At 71.0% G+C, this 18,247-nt stretch carries 18 protein-coding genes and 1 pseudogene; 14 read left to right on the top strand and 5 right to left on the bottom strand.

What is annotated here, in order from left to right:
- Positions 1–170: 170 nt before the first annotated feature.
- Positions 171–719, top strand: a complete 549-nt coding sequence (gene thpR, locus TR48_RS35420) for an RNA 2',3'-cyclic phosphodiesterase (RefSeq protein ID WP_042374691.1) — start codon at positions 171–173, stop codon at positions 717–719.
- 16 nt (positions 720–735) lie between these two features.
- Here the strand turns inward: thpR and TR48_RS35415 are convergent, their stop codons facing one another.
- Both TR48_RS35415 and TR48_RS35410 read right to left on the bottom strand, forming a co-directional pair.
- Positions 736–2,130 (bottom strand): MFS transporter, encoded by a 1,395-nt coding sequence (locus tag TR48_RS35415; RefSeq protein ID WP_063771128.1) that lies wholly within the window; start codon positions 2,128–2,130, stop codon positions 736–738.
- 132 nt (positions 2,131–2,262) lie between these two features.
- The gene (locus tag TR48_RS35410) at positions 2,263–2,469 is read right to left on the bottom strand and encodes a cold-shock protein (protein ID WP_042374690.1); all 207 of its coding nucleotides are present in this window, start codon (positions 2,467–2,469) and stop codon (positions 2,263–2,265) included.
- A 234-nt stretch (positions 2,470–2,703) separates the two neighbouring features.
- Here TR48_RS35410 and TR48_RS35405 point away from each other — a divergent pair, with 234 nt between their 5' ends.
- The 4 genes from TR48_RS35405 to TR48_RS35390 are packed head-to-tail and all read left to right on the top strand — an operon-like array spanning position 2,704 to position 6,035.
- Positions 2,704–3,624: a menaquinone biosynthetic enzyme MqnA/MqnD family protein gene (locus tag TR48_RS35405; RefSeq protein ID WP_042374689.1), complete on the top strand. Its 921-nt coding sequence runs from the start codon at positions 2,704–2,706 to the stop codon at positions 3,622–3,624.
- A 13-nt stretch (positions 3,625–3,637) separates the two neighbouring features.
- The gene (mqnC, locus tag TR48_RS35400; RefSeq protein ID WP_042374695.1) at positions 3,638–4,837 is read left to right on the top strand and encodes a cyclic dehypoxanthinyl futalosine synthase; all 1,200 of its coding nucleotides are present in this window, start codon (positions 3,638–3,640) and stop codon (positions 4,835–4,837) included.
- A gap of 51 nt (positions 4,838–4,888) precedes the next feature.
- Positions 4,889–5,296 (top strand): imidazolonepropionase-like domain-containing protein, encoded by a 408-nt coding sequence (locus TR48_RS35395; protein ID WP_042374688.1) that lies wholly within the window; start codon positions 4,889–4,891, stop codon positions 5,294–5,296.
- 43 nt (positions 5,297–5,339) lie between these two features.
- A complete protein-coding gene (locus TR48_RS35390) occupies positions 5,340–6,035 on the top strand; it encodes a demethylmenaquinone methyltransferase (RefSeq protein WP_042374687.1) in 696 nt (231 codons plus the stop codon).
- 31 nt (positions 6,036–6,066) lie between these two features.
- On the opposite strand, the gene TR48_RS35385 is transcribed toward TR48_RS35390, so the two are convergent.
- The gene (locus tag TR48_RS35385) at positions 6,067–6,471 is read right to left on the bottom strand and encodes a hypothetical protein (protein WP_042374686.1); all 405 of its coding nucleotides are present in this window, start codon (positions 6,469–6,471) and stop codon (positions 6,067–6,069) included.
- A 108-nt stretch (positions 6,472–6,579) separates the two neighbouring features.
- On the opposite strand from TR48_RS35385, the gene TR48_RS35380 reads away from it, so the two are divergent.
- A complete protein-coding gene (locus tag TR48_RS35380) occupies positions 6,580–7,866 on the top strand; it encodes a geranylgeranyl reductase family protein (RefSeq protein ID WP_236652469.1) in 1,287 nt (428 codons plus the stop codon).
- Between the two features lie 10 nt (positions 7,867–7,876).
- Positions 7,877–9,139 carry a putative hexosyltransferase gene (locus TR48_RS35375; RefSeq protein WP_236652468.1) on the top strand — a complete coding sequence of 421 codons (1,263 nt, stop codon included), beginning with the start codon at positions 7,877–7,879 and terminating at the stop codon, positions 9,137–9,139.
- Between the two features lie 28 nt (positions 9,140–9,167).
- Here the strand turns inward: TR48_RS35375 and TR48_RS35370 are convergent, their stop codons facing one another.
- Positions 9,168–10,841 carry a TolB-like translocation protein gene (locus tag TR48_RS35370; RefSeq protein WP_052443313.1) on the bottom strand — a complete coding sequence of 558 codons (1,674 nt, stop codon included), beginning with the start codon at positions 10,839–10,841 and terminating at the stop codon, positions 9,168–9,170.
- Positions 10,801–11,139, bottom strand: a complete 339-nt coding sequence (locus TR48_RS41260; protein ID WP_052443312.1) for a YncE family protein — start codon at positions 11,137–11,139, stop codon at positions 10,801–10,803. The genes TR48_RS35370 and TR48_RS41260 overlap by 41 nt, the downstream gene beginning before the upstream one ends.
- A gap of 473 nt (positions 11,140–11,612) precedes the next feature.
- On the opposite strand from TR48_RS41260, the gene TR48_RS35365 reads away from it, so the two are divergent.
- The 7 genes and pseudogenes from TR48_RS35365 to TR48_RS35335 form a co-directional block, all read left to right on the top strand.
- Positions 11,613–11,972, top strand: coding sequence for an NADH-quinone oxidoreductase subunit A (locus TR48_RS35365; protein ID WP_042374685.1), 360 nt, complete (start codon positions 11,613–11,615; stop codon positions 11,970–11,972).
- A 15-nt stretch (positions 11,973–11,987) separates the two neighbouring features.
- A complete protein-coding gene (locus TR48_RS35360; RefSeq protein ID WP_042374684.1) occupies positions 11,988–12,542 on the top strand; it encodes a NuoB/complex I 20 kDa subunit family protein in 555 nt (184 codons plus the stop codon).
- Positions 12,539–13,285, top strand: coding sequence for an NADH-quinone oxidoreductase subunit C (locus tag TR48_RS35355; RefSeq protein WP_042374683.1), 747 nt, complete (start codon positions 12,539–12,541; stop codon positions 13,283–13,285). The genes TR48_RS35360 and TR48_RS35355 overlap by 4 nt, the downstream gene beginning before the upstream one ends.
- Positions 13,285–14,637: an NADH-quinone oxidoreductase subunit D gene (locus tag TR48_RS35350; RefSeq protein ID WP_042374682.1), complete on the top strand. Its 1,353-nt coding sequence runs from the start codon at positions 13,285–13,287 to the stop codon at positions 14,635–14,637. Before TR48_RS35355 ends, TR48_RS35350 begins: the two co-directional genes overlap by 1 nt.
- Positions 14,634–15,428 carry an NADH-quinone oxidoreductase subunit NuoE gene (nuoE, locus tag TR48_RS35345; protein ID WP_042374681.1) on the top strand — a complete coding sequence of 265 codons (795 nt, stop codon included), beginning with the start codon at positions 14,634–14,636 and terminating at the stop codon, positions 15,426–15,428. Before TR48_RS35350 ends, nuoE begins: the two co-directional genes overlap by 4 nt.
- Positions 15,425–16,729, top strand: a pseudogene (gene nuoF / locus TR48_RS35340) (NADH-quinone oxidoreductase subunit NuoF); the annotation flags it as partial. The gene nuoE and the pseudogene nuoF, both read left to right, overlap by 4 nt.
- Before the next feature lie 122 nt (positions 16,730–16,851).
- The coding region (locus TR48_RS35335; protein WP_042374680.1) for an NADH-quinone oxidoreductase subunit G at positions 16,852–18,247 on the top strand (1,396 nt) is incomplete at its 3' end.

The raw sequence follows: 18,247 nt of genomic DNA, 5'->3' as shown, positions 1-18,247 counted from the left end.
ACGCCCAAAAGACCCAACGACGTCGCCGGGCGCAGGCGAAGGGGGCGGAACGGCATCCGCCGAATTCGTGTTCGTCCTGCGACCGTTTGTGACCCAACAGGCTTCCGGGCAGTGGGCGTTCGAGTCCGCGGACATTCCGCTTCGGAACCGGGTCGAGGCAGACTTTCCGCATGAGACTCTTCCTGGCCGTCCTTCCCCCGGAGTCGGCGCTGCGGGAACTGGACGCCGCCGTCCGGCCGCTTCGTGAATGGCCGGGCGCGACGGGGCTGCGTTGGACAGGGACGCAGGGCTGGCACCTGACGCTCGCCTTTCTCGGTCAGGTGGACGAGGCGGATCTCCCCAAGCTGGAACCCCGCCTGGAGCGGGTCGCGCACCGGCATCCCGCGCACACGCTGCGGATCGCCGGTGGCGGGCGCTTCGGTGACCGGGTGCTGTGGGCGGGCGTCCGGGGTGACACGCACGCGCTGCGCCGTCTCGCCGAGAGCACGGTCGCGGCGGCGCGGCACAGTGGCATCGCGGTCGACGAACGCCCGTTCCGGGGCCATCTCACCCTCGCCCGCGGCGGCACTGCGCGCGCGGACCTCAGACCCTTCGCCGGGGCGCTGTCGGAGTTCGAGGGCACGGAGTGGACCGCGAGCGCGCTCCGCCTGATGCGCAGCCACCTCGGAGCAGGCCCGGCGCACTACGAGACCGTCAGGGAGTGGCCGCTCTCGAGCTGAGCGTCGGCTTCCTGCCTCACACCGCGCTGGGCAGAACCTCCGGAACAGCACCGAGATCCGCGTCCGCACCCGTACCCGTACCCGTACCCGTACCCGCATCCGCACCCGCATCCGCACCCGCGCCGCGGTCCGCGCCCGCACCGCCGTCGGCATCGCCCGCCACCGGGCGCAACCTCCGACGGCAGGCGACCAGCAGGACCGCGCCGCAGGCGATGCCCGCGCAGGCGACCAGCGCCGCGGTGCGCAGCGAGTTGCCGACGACCGCGCCGGAGGCGGCGGAGCCGAGGGCGTTGCCGGTGGAGAAGACCGTGACGAGCCAGGCGAAGGCCTCGGTCGTCGTTCCGGCGGGGGCCAGTTCCGCGATGAGCACGAAGGCCGCGGCCAGCAGCGGGGCGAGGCCCAGGCCGGAGAGGGCGGCGGCGCCGCTCATGCCCAGCGGGCCGGGGACGGCCAGCAGCGGGAGGTAGCAGACGGCCATGCCGGCGGCCATCGCCCAGGTGCGGGTGGCGGTGGGGGCCTTCCAGCGGACGGCGCCGTAGGCCAGCGCGCCGAGGAGGCCGGAGAGGGCGGCCAGGGCGAGGAGCAGACCCGCCCCGCCGGGGATGCCGTGGTGCTCCTGGGCGTATGCGACGAAGAGGATGTTCTGGCCGCCGACTGACCACCCCGTCCCGGCGAAGGCCAGCAGGAGCAGCACGAGGCCGGGGGAGCGCAGGGGGCCCAGCCAGTGGTGCCGTCCCTCGGCCTTCCTCGTCCCGTCAAGGGGGGCCGACGCCGCAGGGGCCGACGCCGCGGGGGCCTTCGCCGCAGGGGCCGACGCGGCGGGGCGCGGGGCCGGATGCCATGCCCTGGCCGGGCCGGAGGTGGCGACGACCAGGGTGCCGACCAGGCCGAGCCCGGCGGCGAGCCACAGGGCGGCGCGGGCGGAGCCGATCGCGGCGATGCCCGCGACCAGTAGCGGACCGGCGACGTAGAGGATCTGCTGGGAGGCGGAGTCGAGCGCGTAGGCGGTCTCCAGCTGGGCCTCGTCGACGATGTCCGGCCACAGGGCGCGCAGGCAGGGCTCCAGGGGCGGCATGAACGCACCCGCCAGGGCCGCCCCCGCGACGGCGATGGCTACGGAGCCGGGGCTGAGGGCCAGCAGCACGTACCCGGTCGCGGCGACGAGCGCGGAGGCGAGCAGGACGCGGGGCTGGCCGAGGCGGTCCACCGTGCGGCCGAGGAAGGGGCCGCCGACGGCGGCGCTGACCGCGTAGGCGGCGCTGGTGAGGCCGATCTGGGCGTAGGACGCGCCGGCGCCGTGAAGCGCGAGGGCGATGGCCACGACGGTCATCCCCGCAGGCAGGCGGCCGACGAGGGTGCCGCTCAGGAGGCGGAGCACGACGGGAGCGCGCAGCACGGAGAGATAGCCCATGCTTCGAAGTTATACGTATAACGCCGCCCATGCAAAGGCCCGCAAGGCACCGGTCGGTGCCAAAGGCAGAAGACCCGCCCCGCACAGATGTGCGGGGCGGGTCTTCTTGGTGATACTAAGGCGCAGCGCGACTTAGGACAGCGGGCTCACGTTCTCGGCCTGCGGGCCCTTCGGGCCCTGGGTGACGTCGAACTCAACAGCCTGGTTCTCCTCGAGCGAGCGGAAGCCCGACGAGTTGATGGCCGTGTAGTGGACGAAGACATCCGGGCCGCCGCCGTCCTGGGCGATGAACCCGAAGCCCTTCTCGGCGTTGAACCACTTGACGGTTCCGGTCGCCATACCGTTCTCCTTGCGAGGGACGTAAAGGACACCACACCCCGTGGCGTCCGGTCCGCTGCGCTGATAACCCCGCCGTGCCGTGCCTTCAGCTACTTCTACTTCTCTGCAAAAGCCCTGAAAACCACAGAAGCCCGCGGTCACATGTGCTCCGCAGGCTCCAGTACTGCATGGGAAATCAAACTGCAACTGCGGAAAACCCTAGCACGCACCCCCGCCCCCGGCCAGGGATGATCGATGCGCAGGTCTACTGTTCATCAGGTGGACAACGTGGACACCCATCACACACAGCACCAGCGGCCGCGGGTCGGACACATCCAGTTCCTGAACTGCCTGCCGCTCTACTGGGGCCTGGGCCGGACGGGCAGTCTCGTCGACCTGGACCTGACCAAGGCCAACCCGGACACCCTCAACGAGGCCCTGACCGCGGGCCGGCTCGACATCGGTCCGATCTCCTGTGTCGAGTACCTGCGCCACGCCGACCAACTGACCCTCCTGCCGGACATCGCGGTCGGCAGCGACGGGCCCGTCATGTCGTGCGTGATCGTCACCGAGCTGCCGCTCGCGGAGCTGGACGGGCGCAAGGTGGCGCTCGGCTCCACGAGCCGCACCTCCGTCCGCCTCGCCCAGCTGCTGCTGGCCGAGCGCTACGGCGTGACGCCCGTGTACTACACCTGCCCGCCCGACCTCGGCGCGATGATGCAGGAGGCGGACGCCGCCGTGCTGATCGGCGACACCGCACTGCGCGCCTCGCTGCACGAGGCGCCGCGGCTCGGTCTGAACGTGTACGACCTGGGCGAGATGTGGAAGGACTGGACGGGCCTTCCGTTCGTCTTCGCCCCCTTCGCGGTGCGTCGTGACTTCCTGGCCCGCGAGCCGGAGACCGTGCACGCCGTGCACCGCTCCTTCCTCGCCTCGCGCGACCTCTCCATGGAGGAGATCGACAAGGTTTGTGAACAGACCGCCCGATGGGAGGCGTTCGACGCGGAGACGCTGCGCCGGTACTACACCGACGCGCTCGACTTCTCGTTCGGTGAGCGGCAGCTGGAGGGCATGCGCGAGTTCGCCGTCCGGATCGGCGCGTCGACGGAGCACGTGCAGCTGCTGGAGGCGCGGTCGGGTCAGCCGCAGGCCGTCGCGACCCCTGGCGTAGGCTGACGACGTGACCACGCTGGCTGAATCCTCGACCGACATCCAGGCCGTCCTCGACCGTGCCGCGGCCGGAGGGCGCATCAGCGCCGAGGAGGCGCTGGAGCTGTACCGGCACGCGCCGCTGCACGCGCTCGGCCGGGCGGCCGACGCGGCCCGTCGCCGCCGGTACGCGGGTACGGAGCACATCGCGACGTACATCATCGAGCGCAACATCAACTACACGAACGTCTGTGTGACGGCGTGCAAGTTCTGCGCCTTCTACGCCGCGCCCAAGGACACCGAGAAGGGCTGGTCGCGCGACCTCGACGAGATCCTGCGCCGCTGCGCGGAGACGGTCGAGCTCGGCGGCACCCAGATCATGTTCCAGGGCGGACACCACCCGGACTACGGCGTCGAGTACTACGAGCGCGCCTTCTCCGCCATCAAGAAGGACTTCCCGCAGCTGGTCATCCACTCGCTCGGGGCCTCCGAGGTGGACCACATGGCGCGCATCTCCAACGTCTCGGCCGAGGAGGCGATCAAGCGGATCCACGCCGCCGGTCTCGACTCCTTCGCGGGCGCCGGCGCGGAGTTGCTGCCCGAGCGGCCGCGCAAGGTGATCGCGCCGCTCAAGGAGTCCGGCGAGCGCTGGCTGGAGATCATGGAGCTCGCGCACAACCTGGGTGTCGAGTCCACTTCCACCATGCTGATGGGCACGGGCGAGACGAACGCCGAGCGGATCGAGCACCTGCGGATGATCCGTGACGTGCAGGACCGAACCGGCGGCTTCCGCGCGTTCATCCCGTACACGTACCAGCCGGAGAACAACCACCTGAAGGGTCGCACCCAGGCGACGCTCTTCGAGTACCTGCGGCTGATCGCGGTGGCGCGGCTCTTCCTCGACAACGTCGCGCACATCCAGGGTTCCTGGCTGACCGTCGGCAAGGAGATGGGCCAGCTGTCGCTGCACTACGGCGCGGACGACCTCGGCTCGGTGATGCTGGAGGAGAACGTCGTCTCCTCGGCCGGCGCCAAGCACCGCTCGAACCGGATGGAGCTGATCCAGCTCATCCGCTCGGCCGGCCGCGTCCCGGCGCAGCGCGCGACCACCTACGAGCACCTGGTCGTCCACGACGACCCGGCGAACGACCCGGTGGACGACCACGTCTTCTCGCACATCGCGTCCACCGCGATCGAGGGCGGCACCGCGCATCCCGAGCTGAAGCTGCTGAACGACTGAGCTGCTGAACGACTGAGCCTGAACGACTGAGCCTGAACGACTGGCGCACCGATGCTGACGATCCACACCGGCACGAACCACGATGCGGTCGCCGTCGAGGGCGACCGCATCGCCGCCGTCGCGGACGTCGACGCGCTGCGCGCCGACTACCCCGACGCGCGTGTGCGCGAATGGCCGGGCGAACTGCGCCCGGGCGTGGGGTGGGAGGGCGTCCTGCCGCAGGCGCCGAGCCCGCGTGAGCGGGTGCACGCGCTGCTGACGCGCGGGGTGACGGCGGTCGCGCCGAGGTCCCTGAGCGACGATCCCGGCCTGGGGCCGGCGGCCGCCCGGGTGGGGCTCCCCGTCGGATCGCCCGCGCCGCTGCACGCGGACTCCCGCGCGGACTTCGCCGTCTTCGCACCCGACGGCGCGTGCCTCGCCACGGTCCTCGGGGGCCGGCTCGTGCACCGCCGCAAGTAGCACCGCCGCAAGCAACCGTGGGACCTGAGAGGAGAATGGCCGCGTGACCCGAGCCACCCTGGACAAGCAGCCGCACGAGGTCGCCTCGATGTTCGACGACGTCGCGGCGAAGTACGACCTCACCAACGACGTTCTCTCGCTGGGCCAAACCCGTCTGTGGCGTCGTGCCGTCGCGCGCGCCGTGGACGCGCGACCGGGCCAGCGGGTGCTGGACCTGGCCGCCGGCACCGCGACCTCCTCGCTGCCGTTCGCGGAGGCGGGCGCGCGGGTCGTCCCGTGCGACTTCTCCCTCGGCATGCTGCGCGAGGGCAAGCGCCGCCACCCCGAGCTCCCGCTGACGGCGGGTGACGCGACCCGGCTCCCCTTCGCCGACGGGGTCTTCGACGCGGTGACGATCTCCTTTGGCCTGCGCAACGTGCAGGAGACCGACGCGGCGCTGCGCGAGATGCTGCGCGTCACCAAGCCCGGCGGGCGCGTGGTCATCTGCGAGTTCTCCCACCCGACCTGGGCGCCGTTCCGGACCGTCTACTCCGAGTACCTGATGCGGGCGCTGCCGCCGGTGGCGACCGCGGTCAGCTCCAACCCGGACGCGTACGTCTACCTCGCCGACTCCATCCGCGCCTGGCCGGATCAGCCGGCGCTCGCGGCGCGGCTGCAGCAGGCGGGTTGGCGCAACGTGGCCTGGCGCAACCTCACCGGCGGTGTCGTCGCGCTGCACCGGGGGACCAAGCAGTCCTAGCAGTCCCAGCAGCCCCGGTTCGCAGCCCAGCTCACCGCCGCTGCGAGCCCTCGGGCCAGACGCGGTGGACGTAGAGGCCGAGCCGCTCGGCCTCCGCGACCGCCTCGGCGACCTCCGTGCCGGGCTCGCCGTCCCAGACCGCGACCAGCTCCTCGACCATGCCCAGGAGGGCGGGGACGAGCGCGCCTCCGGGGCCGAGCCGGTGCACGGCGCGGGCCTCGGCGCGCAGCGCGTGGGCGGTGGCGCCGAGGATCTCCAGTCCCCCGCCGTGGTCCACCACCGCCTGCGCGAACCAGGTCTCCGGCCCCGGTCGCAGCGGGGTGACCCCGACCAGGTTGTGGCTGGGGCAGTCGGTGACGATGCGCCACAGTTCGCCGCGCACGAGCATCTCCGTGACGTCGCTCAGGTCCTCGTGGCCGATCACTCCCATGTGCATGGGGCAGATGGTAGGCGCTGCCCGCAGCCGGGGTCGTCGCTGTCCGCGGCGGCGCTGTCTAGACTCACAGAAGCCTTGTGCACCCAACCGAAGCGAGGAGACGAGTCTGTGAGCGAGACGACCGAGGCCCACGCGGACGTGATCGTCGTCGGTGCGGGGCCTGCGGGTTCGGCGGCGGCGTACCACCTGGCCCGGTCGGGCCTGGAGGTGCTGCTGCTGGAGAAGTCCCGCTTCCCGCGCGAGAAGGTCTGCGGCGACGGTCTGACCCCGCGCGCGGTCAAGCAGCTGGTCGACATGGGCGTCGACGTGTCCGAGGAGAACGGCTGGCTGCACAACAAGGGCCTGCGGATCATCGGCGGCGGCGTCCGGCTGGAGCTGGACTGGCCCGAGCTGGCGTCGTTCCCGGACTACGGCCTGGTGCGCAAGCGCGCGGACTTCGACGAGCTGCTGGCCCGCCAGGCCCAGAAGGCCGGCGCCAAGCTGCACGAGGGCTGCAACGTCACCGGCCCGCTGCTGGACGAGCGCACCGGACGCGTGATCGGCGTGACCGCCAGACTGGAGGACGAAGGAGAGAAGCGCGAGGTCACCTTCCGCGCTCCGCTCGTCGTCGCCGCCGACGGCAACTCGACGCGGCTCTCGCTCGCGCTCGGCCTGCACCGGCGCGAGGACCGGCCGATGGGCGTGGCGTACCGCACCTACTTCACCTCCCCGCGCTCGCAGGACGACTACCTGGAGTCCTGGCTGGAGCTGTGGGACCGCCGGGACGGGCAGGACAAGCTGCTGCCCGGCTACGGCTGGATCTTCGGCATGGGCGACGGCACCAGCAACGTCGGCCTGGGTCTGCTCAACACCACCAAGGCGTTCAAGGACATCGACTACCGCGAGCTGCTCAAGGTCTGGTGCGCCGGCATGCCCGAGGAGTGGGGCTACACGCCGGAGAACATGACCGAGCCGATCCGCGGCGCGGCGCTGCCGATGGCGTTCAACCGGCAGCCGCACTACAGCCGCGGTTTCCTGCTGGTCGGCGACGCGGGCGGGATGGTCAACCCGTTCAACGGCGAGGGCATCGCGTACGCGATGGAGTCGGGGCAGATCGCGGCGGGCGTCATCGTCCAGGCGCTGGCCCGGACCACGGACGAGGCGCGCGAGCGCGCGTTGGAGGCGTACCCGCGGATCCTGAAGGACGTCTACGGCGGCTACTACTCCCTGGGGCGCGCCTTCGTGAAGGCGATCGGCAACCCGCTGGTGATGCGGATGGCGGCGCAGCACGGGCTGACGCACCCGGTGCTGATGAAGTTCGTGCTGAAGCTGCTGGCCAACCTGACCGACCCGCAGGGCGGCGACGCCATGGACCGGATCATCAACGGTCTGGCCAAGGTCGCCCCGAAGGCGTGACCCGATCAGCATGAGTGTCGACGACGTCACCGTCACGGAGGAGCTTCCGGAGGCGCCGCCGCGCGGCCGCCGGAACGCGGCGGTGACCAGGTTGCGCGCGGCATGGCTGCGGTTCGGCCCGGCGCTCGGGTTGTACGGCGTGGTGAAGCTGGTGGGCCTCGCGGTCTTCCTGCGGCTGCTTGCCTACTCGGGCACCTACCGGACCAACACCCCGCGCTACGGCGGCGGCGCCAAGCCGTGGGACGTGCTGGGCTCGTGGGACGGCTGGTGGTACCAGGACGTCGCCGCGCACGGCTACCATCCGGCGCTGACGCCGATGGCCCCGCTCGGGCCGTTCACGATGGAGCAGAACTCCGTCGCCTTCTTCCCGCTGTACCCGGGCGCGATCCGGCTGGTGAGCGAGGTGACGGGGCTCGGCCTGTACGGGGCGGGCATGCTCGTCTCGATCGTGAGCGCGTTCGTGGCCGCGGCGGGCGTCTACGCGCTGACGGAGGCGGTCACCCGCAGCCGGCGGGCGGGCGTGCTGGCGGCTGGGCTGTGGGCGGTGTTCCCGGCCTCGTCGGTGCAGTGGTCGGTCTACTCGGAGGCGCTGTTCACCGCGCTCGCGGTGTGGGCCTGCTACGCGGTGGTGCGGCGCCGCTGGTACCTGGCGGGCGTGTTGACCCTGCTGACCGGCCTGACCCGGCCGTCGGCGGCGACGTTGATCGCGGGCGTGGTGGTCGCGGCGCTGGTCGCGCTGTACCGGGCGCGCTCCGGCGGGTTCGCGGGCCCGCTCTTCGCGGTGGCCTCGGCGCCGCTCGGCCTGCTCGGGTACATGACCTGGGTCGGCCTGGAACTGCACGACTTCAACGGCTACTTCACCCTGCAGCAGCAGGCCTGGGCGCACTCGTTCGACTGGGGCCAGAACGCCTTCAAGTCGGTCCAGGGGCTGCTGCTGGGGCGGTACGACTACCTTTTCCCCTATCCCACCGAGGACCTGGTGGGGCTGGCGGTGCTGATGTGCCTGCCGGTGCTGGTGCTGCTCCTGCTGCGCCTGCGGCCGCCGGCGGTGCTGGTCGTCTACACCCTCGGCACCCTGGCGCTGATCCTGCTCAGCCAGCAGATGTTCGGCACCATCAGCCGCTTCGTGATGCCGGTCTTCCCGCTGGCCATCCCGCCGGCCCTGGCCCTTGAACGGCTGAGTCGCGCCCAGGCGGTGGTGCTGCTGCTGATCCTGGGCGCGCTCTCGGGCTGGTACGGCGGTTACGCGATCTTCAACCTCGGGGTGCCGTAGCGGTGACCGCGCCGGACGCCCGGCCGGGTCAGGACTTCACGTAGAAGTACTGCCAGGCGCCCCAGGTGGCGACGTTGGTGGTGTCACTGCCGTTCACGTACTCGGCGGCGTAGCGGAACAGGTGGTTGGTGCTGTTGGAGCCGAGGTCGACCACGCCGGCCACGCTGCTGGACGCGGAGAGCGCGTAGCAGCCGCTGGTCGCGAGGACGTGCCAGGCGCCGGAGTAGTACTCCTGCAGCTGGAAGCGCCCGCACTCGCCCGCCTTGTTCGGCGTGACCCTGGCGGTCAGCGTGGGGTGGGCGGTGTGGTGGAAGTACTTCACCGGGACGCCTGCGGTGGTGCCGGAGGCGTAGTAGCCGGACTGGGTCTCGGCCACCGAGGCGTGGGTGTAGACCCGCTTGCTCGCCGAGGCGGGCGCGTAGCGGTAGTCACCGGCGAAGGAGACCGTGAACGTGGTGTTGTACGCGAGCTTCGCGGACGCGACCAGGTTGCCGTTCGCGTCCACGGTGCCGGTCTTCAGCACGGCGGACGCCTGGTTGCCGGCCTTCTCGGAGATGGTCACCGTGCGCCCGTTGTACGTGGCGCCGAGGTGCGCGGTGACGATGGTCGTGGCGCCGTAGTTGAGGACGCCGCTGCCGCTGGTGGTGACGGACACCGCCGTGGCGGCCCGGGAGACCTGGACGGTCGCCGTGGCGGTGGCGGGGAGCAGCTTCGCGCTGCCCGGGAAGGAGACCGTGTAGGTGTTCGCGCCGCCGACCTGCGGGCTGTCCGTGACGGTGTAGGAGCCGTCCGCGCCGACCACCGCGTCCGCGAGCGGAGTGCCGCCCGGGTGCGCGGCGTCGGTGCGGGAGACCTGGACGTGCGTTCCGGCCGGGATCGCCGCGGCGGAGCCGAGCTTGCCCGTCAGCGTGAGCTGCTGGGTGCGGCTTCCGGTGGCGGGGCCGGTGACGGTGAGGGTGGTGGCGGTCGCCTCGGGGGCGAGCAGCACGTGGAGCGTCGCGTTCCCTGAGCCGTCCACGGCGACGGCGAACAGGCGGCTCTCGTCGGGTGCCCAGGCGAGCCCGTCGGCCGCGAGGGTCGGCGTGCTGTAGCCGAAGTCGTAGGTGCGCAGCGGGGTGGTCCCGTGCGGCGCGTAGACGTAGACGTCGTCGGCGTAGGCGGCGTTGCTGCCCGCGGCCACGGTCCCGTCCGGGGCGATCGCCACGGAGTTCGGATAGGCGGTGCTGGGGTAGGTCCCGTCGGCCGACAGGTCGGCGAGCTTGTAGACCTGGTGGTAGTACGGGTAGCCGCTGGCCATCACCAGGTCCTGGCCGTCGGGCGTGATCTGCAGGGAGTCGGGTATGGCGGCGTTCTGCAGCCAGGTCCGGACCGCCTTGACCGGCGTGCCGGACGAGACGTCGTAGCGCTCCAGGTAGGGCGGTGAGGAGGCCGAGTCCGTCGCGATCAGCGCGCCGGGGGCGGCCGGGGAAGTGGCGAGCAGCGGCGCGGCGTACCACTCCCCGCTCGCGGCGAGGGCCAGCGAGACGGTCGCCGGGGAGGTGCTCGGGTCGATGGAAGCGATCTGGCCCTTGGCCGACGCGCCGTAGCCGACCCAGACCTTGCCGCTCGCGTAAGCGACGCTGAGGGGGGCGCTGCCGGCCCCCAGGGTGTAGCGACTGGTTTCAGGCCAGCGTCGTGGTGCTGATCGCGGAGACGGCGTCACCGTTGGTGAGGGCGACGTAGACGGTGGAGCCGTCGGGGGAGAGCGTCATGCCCTCCGCGCCCGGCTCGTTGCCGATGGTCGCGACGGTCTGGCCGTTGAAGTCGGTGACCAGGATGCCGCTGTCTCCGGTGCCCTCGCTGACGAACAGGTGCTGGTGCGCGGCGTCGACCAGCATGTGGGCGTAGTGGGGTATCTGCAGCGGAACCGGTGCCGGGTCGGCTGCGAAGGCGGGGGCGGCTCCGGCTGCTGCGGCGACCAGTGTGGCGGCCGTCAGCAGGGAGGTCCGTCTCAGGCGCATGAAGCTCCCTCGTGGGAATCGTTCAGGGAACAAGCACGCGGAGACTAGCGCAGCGTACTGACGGCGCCGCGAGCGGCTGGGGTGGCTCGGCCGGCTCGGAGCGCGCCTCGGTCAAGGCGCGTCGCCGGGCGTCACCCTCCGGCGGAGAGGTTCACTAACACGTGTCCGGCCCAGGATCAAAACTTGCTATGGATGCCTGGTAGATGATAGGTGCTACCCCTCCCGAGCTGCGCTGATGCGGGTCACTGGCACTGCTTGTGAATGAAAGCACACGCAGTGTGTCCGATTTTGCACTCTCATTGCTTCATGATCATCCGTCAGGTGGCGTAGATCACAATCTTGGTCCGTGACCGCGTGTCGCAGATCACAAGCGAAGAGGCATAGGATGCAGCCGTCTTGGGAGCTTGTGAACTGCCTCACATGTGGGGATCACAGCCGCAGGCTTGGACGTACGCCTGGAGAGGTCGTTCGGCATGAACGCTTATGCGCCGATTCTGGTACTTGGCGCGATCGCGGCTGCGTTCGCGGTCGGCTCCGTGGTGATGGCCGCGCTGACCGGCCCGAAGCGCTACAACCGGGCCAAGCTCGACGCCTACGAGTGCGGGATCGAGCCCACCCCACAGGCGGCCGGGGGCGGACGGTTCCCGATCAAGTACTACCTGACGGCGATGCTCTTCATCGTCTTCGACATCGAGATCGTCTTCCTCTACCCGTGGGCCGTCACCTTCGACGCCCTGGGGATCTTCGGCCTGGTCGAGATGGTGCTCTTCATCGCCACCGTGTTCGTCGCCTACGCCTATGTCTGGCGTCGTGGCGGCCTTGAGTGGGACTGACGGGAGAGGGCGGAAATGGGTATCGAGGAAAAGCTGCCCAGCGGCTTCCTGCTCACCACGGTCGAGCAGGCCGCGGGATGGGTGCGCAAGAGCTCGCTCTTCCCGGCGACCTTCGGGCTCGCCTGCTGCGCCATCGAGATGATGACGACCGGCGCGGGCCGTTACGACCTGGCGCGCTTCGGCATGGAGGTGTTCCGCGGCTCGCCGCGGCAGGCGGATCTGATGATCGTCGCGGGGCGGGTCAGCCAGAAGATGGCCCCGGTCGTGCGGCAGGTCTACGACCAGATGGCCAACCCGAAGTGGGTCATCTCCATGGGCGTCTGCGCCTCCTCTGGCGGGATGTTCAACAACTACGCGGTCGTCCAGGGCGTCGACCACATCATTCCGGTCGACATCTACCTGCCCGGCTGTCCGCCGCGGCCGGAGATGCTGATGGACGCGATCCTCAAGCTCCATGACCAGATCCGCCACGAGAAGCTCGGCGTCAACAAGCGCCGCGCCCAGGAGGAGGCGGAGCAGGAGGCGCTCAAGGCGGTCCCGACCATCGAGATGAAGGGGCTGCTGCGATGACGGAGCAGAATGCGGAAGGCGCGGAGGGCACGGGCGTCCCGGTGCCGCGCGAGGGGCGGACCGAGCTGGAGGTCATCGGCGTCCGGCACGGCATGTTCGGTGCGGGCAACGGCACCAACGGCGGCTCCGGCGACACCTCCGGCTACGGGCGGCTGGTCACGCCGATCGCGCTGCCGCCGGCCAGCAGCCGGCCCTACGGCGGTGCGTGGTTCGACGAGGTCGCCGACGAGTTCGAGGGCGCGCTCGAGGAGCAGGGCCTCACCCCCGAAGCGGCGATCGAGAAGACGGTCGTCGACCGCGACGAGATCACCTTCCACGTGCACCGCGACCATCTGGTCCAGGCGATGCGGACGCTGCGGGACGACCCGGCGCTCCGCTTCGAGCTGTGCACCGGCGTCAGCGGCGTGCACTACCCGGGCGACGCAGGACGCGAGCTGCACGCGGTCTACCACCTGCGGTCGATCACCCACAACCGGTTGATCCGGATCGAGTGCTCCGCGCCGGACGACGACCCGCACATCCCGTCCACCGTCGCGGTCTACCCGACCAACGACTGGCACGAGCGCGAGACGTACGACTTCTTCGGCATCGTCTTCGACGGCCACCCGGCGCTCACGCGGATCATGATGCCGGACGACTGGCTGGGCTTCCCGCAGCGCAAGGACTATCCGCTCGGCGGCATCCCCGTCGAGTACAAGGGCGCGCAGATCCCGGCTCCCGACCAGCGGAGGTCGTACTCCTGATGAGCACTCAGCACTCGACCCCGGGGGCCCCGGGAACCGCTCCCGAGCGGGAGACCACCGAGGGCCGCGTCTACACCGTCACCGGCGGCGACTGGGACGAGATCGTCACCGCCGCGGCGAAGGCCGACGACGAGCGGATCGTCGTCAACATGGGGCCGCAGCACCCGTCCACCCACGGCGTGCTCCGGCTGATCCTGGAGATCGACGGCGAGACGGTGAAGGAGGCCCGCTGCGGCATCGGCTACCTCCACACCGGCATCGAGAAGAACCTGGAGTTCCGCAACTGGGTCCAGGGCACGACCTTCGTGACGCGCATGGACTACCTGACCCCGCTGTTCAACGAGACCGCCTACTGCCTGGCGGTGGAGAAGCTGCTGGGGATCACCGACGACGTGCCGGCGAGGGCGAGCGTCATCCGCGTGATGATGATGGAGCTGAACCGGATCTCCTCGCACCTGGTCGCCCTGGCGACCGGCGGCATGGAGATCGGCTCCACCACGCTGATGATCTACGGCTTCCGTGACCGCGAGGTCATCCTCGACATCTTCGAGCTGGTCACCGGCCTGCGCATGAACCACGCCTACGTCCGCCCCGGCGGGCTGGCGCAGGACCTTCCCCCCGGCGCGCTGGACCAGATCCGCGAGGGCGTCAAGCTGCTGCGCTCCCGGATGCACGAGTACGACAAGCTCGCCACCGACAACCCGGTCTTCAAGGCCCGGCTGGTGGACGTCGGCTACCTCGACCTGGCCGGCTGCATGGCGCTCGGCGCGACCGGCCCGATCCTGCGGGCCACCGGCCTGCCGCACGACCTGCGCAAGACGCAGCCCTACTGCGGCTACGAGAGTTACGACTTCGAGGTGCTGACCGCCGACACCTGCGACTCCTACGGGCGGTTCCTGATCCGCCTGCGCGAGATGGAGCAGTCGCTGCGGATCGTCGAGCAGTGCCTGGAGCAGCTCAAGGGCGGCGGCGGCCCGGTGATGGTCGCCGACAAGAAGATCGCCTGGCCGGCCCAGCTGGCCCTCGGCGCGGACGGTCTGGGCAACTCGCTGGACCACATCCGCAAGATCATGGGCGAGTCCATGGAGGCCCTGATCCACCACTTCAAGCTGGTGACGGAGGGCTTCCGGGTTCCGCCGGGCCAGGCCTACGCGGCGGTCGAGTCCCCGAAGGGCGAGCTCGGCGTGCACGTCGTCTCCGACGGCGGCACCCGGCCGTACCGGGTGCACTTCCGCGACCCGAGCTTCACCAACCTGCAGACGATGGCCGCGATGTGCGAGGGCGGGCAGGTCGCGGACGTCATCGTCGCGGTGGCCGGCATCGACCCGGTGATGGGAGGCGTGGACCGGTGAGTGCGACCGAGCATGCAGTCAGCCTGGGCCTGCCGGAGCTTCCGGCGGAGCCCTACCCGGCCGAGGTGCGCGAGCGGCTGGACGCGGACGCGGCGGAGATCGTCGCCCGCTATCCGCAGTCGCGCTCCGCGCTGCTGCCGCTGCTGCACCTGGTGCAGTCCGAGGAGGGGTTCGTCTCCCGGACCGGCATCCGCTACTGCGCCGAGCGGTTGGAGCTGACCACGGCCGAGGTCACCGCCGTCGCGACCTTCTACACCATGTACCGCCGCCGCCCGGCGGGCGAGTACCACGTGGGGGTCTGCACCAACACGCTGTGCGCGGTGCTCGGCGGTGACGAGATCTTCGACGAGCTGCAGCGCCACCTCGGGATCGGCAACAACGAGACGACCGAGGACGGGTCGATCTCGCTGGAGCACATCGAGTGCAACGCGGCCTGTGACTACGCGCCCGTGGTGATGGTCAACTGGGAGTTCTTCGACAACCAGGACCCCGAGAGCGCCAAGCGACTGGTCGACGACCTGCGGGCGGGCGCGGAGGTGCGACCCACCCGCGGCGCGCGGCTGTGCGGCTTCAAGGACACCGCGCGGATCCTGGCCGGCTTCCCCGACGAGCGGCCCGGAGCGGTGGACGAGTCCGGCGCGGGCGGCGCGCCGTCCATGGCGGGCCTGCGGCTCGCCCACGGCGAGAGCCTGCCGGGCGCCAGCGGGCCCAAGGTCGTCTCCCCGCGCCAGCAGGAGACCGCCGACCAGGACGGCAGCGACAGCAACGGCGCGGAAGGGGACGAGGCATGACCGCGACGCACCCGGAGAAGCTGCTCTCCCCCGTCCTGTCCGCGACCTGGGGCGAGGAAAAGCCCTGGACGCTGGCCACCTACCGGGCCCACGACGGCTACAAGGGCCTGCACGAGGCGCTGCGGATGAACCCGGACGACGTCATCGCCCTGGTCAAGGACGCTGGCCTGCGCGGCCGCGGCGGCGCGGGCTTCCCGACGGGCATGAAGTGGCAGTTCATCCCGCAGGGCGACGGCAAGCCGCACTACCTCGTCGTCAACGCGGACGAGTCCGAGCCGGGCACCTGCAAGGACATCCCGCTGCTCTTCGCCAACCCGCACTCCCTCATCGAGGGCATGATCATCGCGAGTTGGGCGATCCGCTGCAGCCACGCCTTCATCTACCTGCGCGGCGAGACCGTGCCGGTGCTGCGCCGCCTGCACGCGGCCGTGGCCGAGGCGTACGAGGCCGGGTACCTGGGCCGGGACGTGCTGGGCAGCGGCTTCGACCTGGACATCACCGTCCACGCGGGAGCGGGCGCCTACATCTGCGGCGAGGAGACGGCGCTGCTCGACTCGCTGGAGGGACGCCGCGGCCAGCCGCGCCTGCGGCCGCCGTTCCCGGCCGTCGCCGGTCTGTACGCCTGCCCGACGGTGGTGAACAACGTCGAGTCGATCGCGTCCGTACCGGCGATCCTGCACAAGGGCAAGGACTGGTTCCGCACCCTGGGCAGCGAGAAGTCGCCCGGCTTCACGCTCTACTCGCTCTCCGGTCACGTCACCAACCCCGGCCAGTACGAGGCGCCGCTCGGCGTCACGCTGCGGCAGCTGCTGGACATCAGCGGCGGCGTGCGCGAGGGCCACACGCTCAAGTTCTGGACGCCGGGCGGCTCATCGACGCCGATGTTCACCGACAAGCACCTGGACGTGGCGCTCGACTACGAGGGCGTCGGAGCGGCCGGCTCGATGCTCGGCACCAAGGCGCTGCAGGTCTTCGACGAAACCACCTGCGTGGTGCGGGCCGTGACCCGGTGGACGCAGTTCTACGCCCACGAGTCCTGCGGCAAGTGCACCCCCTGCCGCGAGGGCACCTACTGGCTGGTCCAGCTGCTGCGCCGGATCGAGGCGGGCGAGGGCGTGCCGGGCGACCTGGAGAAGCTGAACGACATCGCCGACAACATCAACGGCAAGTCCTTCTGCGCCCTGGGCGACGGCGCGGCGAGCCCCATCTTCTCCTCGCTGCAGTACTTCCGCGACGAGTACGAGCAGCACCTGCGCGAGCGCGGGTGCCCGTTCGACCCGGCCGCGTCCACGGTCTGGGCCGGGACGCGGGGACGGCGGAACCCGGCGGGCAAGGCTCGCAGCACCGAGGACGATCCGCCGGGTGACCGAGGCCCGGACGGGCGTAACGGCGACTTCGACCCGAGCGAGAACGGAGTACTGGCGTGACCGCGACGGTCCCGGAAAAGAAGTCGGCGGACGCTGATCTGCTGACCGTCACCGTCGACGGCGTCGAGGTGAAGGTGCCCAAGGGCACCCTCGTCATCCGCGCCGCCGAGATGATCGGCGTGGAGATCCCGCGCTTCTGCGACCACCCGCTGCTGGCCCCGGCCGGCGCCTGCCGGCAGTGCATCGTGGAGGTGGAGGGCCAGCGCAAGCCGGTGGCCTCCTGCACCATCGAGTGCGCCGACGGCATGGTGGTGAAGTCGCAGCTCACCTCTCCCGTTGCGGAGAAGGCGCAGCGCGGCGTGATGGAGCTGCTGCTGATCAACCACCCGCTGGACTGCCCGGTCTGCGACAAGGGCGGCGAGTGCCCGCTGCAGAACCAGGCGCTCTCGCACGGGCAGGCCGACAGCCGCTTCGAGGGCGTGAAGCGCACCTACGAGAAGCCGATGCCGATCAGCACCCAGGTGCTGCTGGACCGCGAGCGCTGCGTGCTGTGCGCGCGCTGCACCCGCTTCAGCGAGCAGATCGCCGGAGACCCGTTCATCGACCTGGTGGAGCGTGGGGCGCTCCAGCAGGTGGGCACGGGCGCGGGGGACGACTTCCGGTCGTACTTCTCCGGCAACACCATCCAGATCTGCCCGGTGGGCGCGCTGACCTCGGCGGCCTACCGGTTCCGGTCCAGGCCGTTCGACCTCACCTCCTCGGCGAGCGTCTGCGAGCACTGCGCGAGCGGCTGCGCGACCCGGACCGACCACCGGCGCGGCAAGGTGCTGCGGCGCCAGGCCGGTGACGACCCGGCGGTGAACGAGGAGTGGAGCTGCGACAAGGGCCGCTTCGCGTTCCGCTACGCGCAGCTGCCCGACCGGCTCAGGACGCCGCTGGTGCGCGACGCCGCCACCGGTGAACTGGTGCCCGCCTCCTGGCCGGAGGCGCTGGCCAGGGCCGCCGAGGGGCTCGCGGGCGCGCGCGCGGGCGTGCTGGTCGGCGGCCGGGCGACGGTCGAGGACGCCTACGCGTACAGCAAGTTCGCCCGCGTCGCGCTCGGCACCAACGACATCGACTTCCGGGCCCGGGTGCACAGCACGGAGGAGGCCGAGTTCCTGGCCGCCGCCGTCGCCGGGCACGGCGTGGACCTGGACGGCGCGGGCGTCGGCGGCTCCCGGTCCGAGGGCGGTGCGCTGGACTACGCGGCGCTGGAGAGCGCGAAGACGGTGCTGCTCGCGGGCTTCGAGCCCGAGGACGAGTCGCCGATCGTGTTCCTGCGGCTGCGCAAGGGCGCGCGGACCCGCGGGGTGAAGGTCTTCTCCGTCGCGGCCTGGGCCTCGCGGGGCCTGACCAAGATGGGCGGGACGCTGCTCCCGGCGGCGCCCGGCACCGAGGCCGAGTGGCTGGAGG

This window comes from Streptacidiphilus neutrinimicus, from assembly GCF_000787815.1.
In the GTDB taxonomy this organism is placed as follows: Bacteria; Actinomycetota; Actinomycetes; order Streptomycetales; family Streptomycetaceae; genus Streptacidiphilus; species Streptacidiphilus neutrinimicus.
Note: the sequence above shows the minus strand (reverse complement) of the source record. Positions and strands in the feature narration are given on the sequence as shown.

Bases quoted from the DNA above. Each gene is read 5' to 3' on its own strand.
- TR48_RS35360 (WP_042374684.1), top strand. From the start codon at position 11,988: ATGGGTATCGAGGAAAAGCTGCCCAGCGGCTTCCTGCTCACCACGGTC.
- TR48_RS35375 (WP_236652468.1), top strand. From the start codon at position 7,877: ATGAGTGTCGACGACGTCACCGTCACGGAGGAGCTTCCGGAGGCGCCG.
- TR48_RS35365 (WP_042374685.1), top strand. From the start codon at position 11,613: ATGAACGCTTATGCGCCGATTCTGGTACTTGGCGCGATCGCGGCTGCG.
- TR48_RS35410 (WP_042374690.1), bottom strand. From the start codon at position 2,469: ATGGCGACCGGAACCGTCAAGTGGTTCAACGCCGAGAAGGGCTTCGGG.
- TR48_RS35385 (WP_042374686.1), bottom strand. From the start codon at position 6,471: ATGCACATGGGAGTGATCGGCCACGAGGACCTGAGCGACGTCACGGAG.
- TR48_RS35395 (WP_042374688.1), top strand. From the start codon at position 4,889: ATGCTGACGATCCACACCGGCACGAACCACGATGCGGTCGCCGTCGAG.
- TR48_RS41260 (WP_052443312.1), bottom strand. From the start codon at position 11,139: ATGCGCCTGAGACGGACCTCCCTGCTGACGGCCGCCACACTGGTCGCC.
- TR48_RS35350 (WP_042374682.1), top strand. From the start codon at position 13,285: ATGAGCACTCAGCACTCGACCCCGGGGGCCCCGGGAACCGCTCCCGAG.
- TR48_RS35405 (WP_042374689.1), top strand. From the start codon at position 2,704: ATGCGCAGGTCTACTGTTCATCAGGTGGACAACGTGGACACCCATCAC.
- thpR (WP_042374691.1), top strand. From the start codon at position 171: ATGAGACTCTTCCTGGCCGTCCTTCCCCCGGAGTCGGCGCTGCGGGAA.
- TR48_RS35355 (WP_042374683.1), top strand. From the start codon at position 12,539: ATGACGGAGCAGAATGCGGAAGGCGCGGAGGGCACGGGCGTCCCGGTG.
- TR48_RS35415 (WP_063771128.1), bottom strand. From the start codon at position 2,130: ATGGGCTATCTCTCCGTGCTGCGCGCTCCCGTCGTGCTCCGCCTCCTG.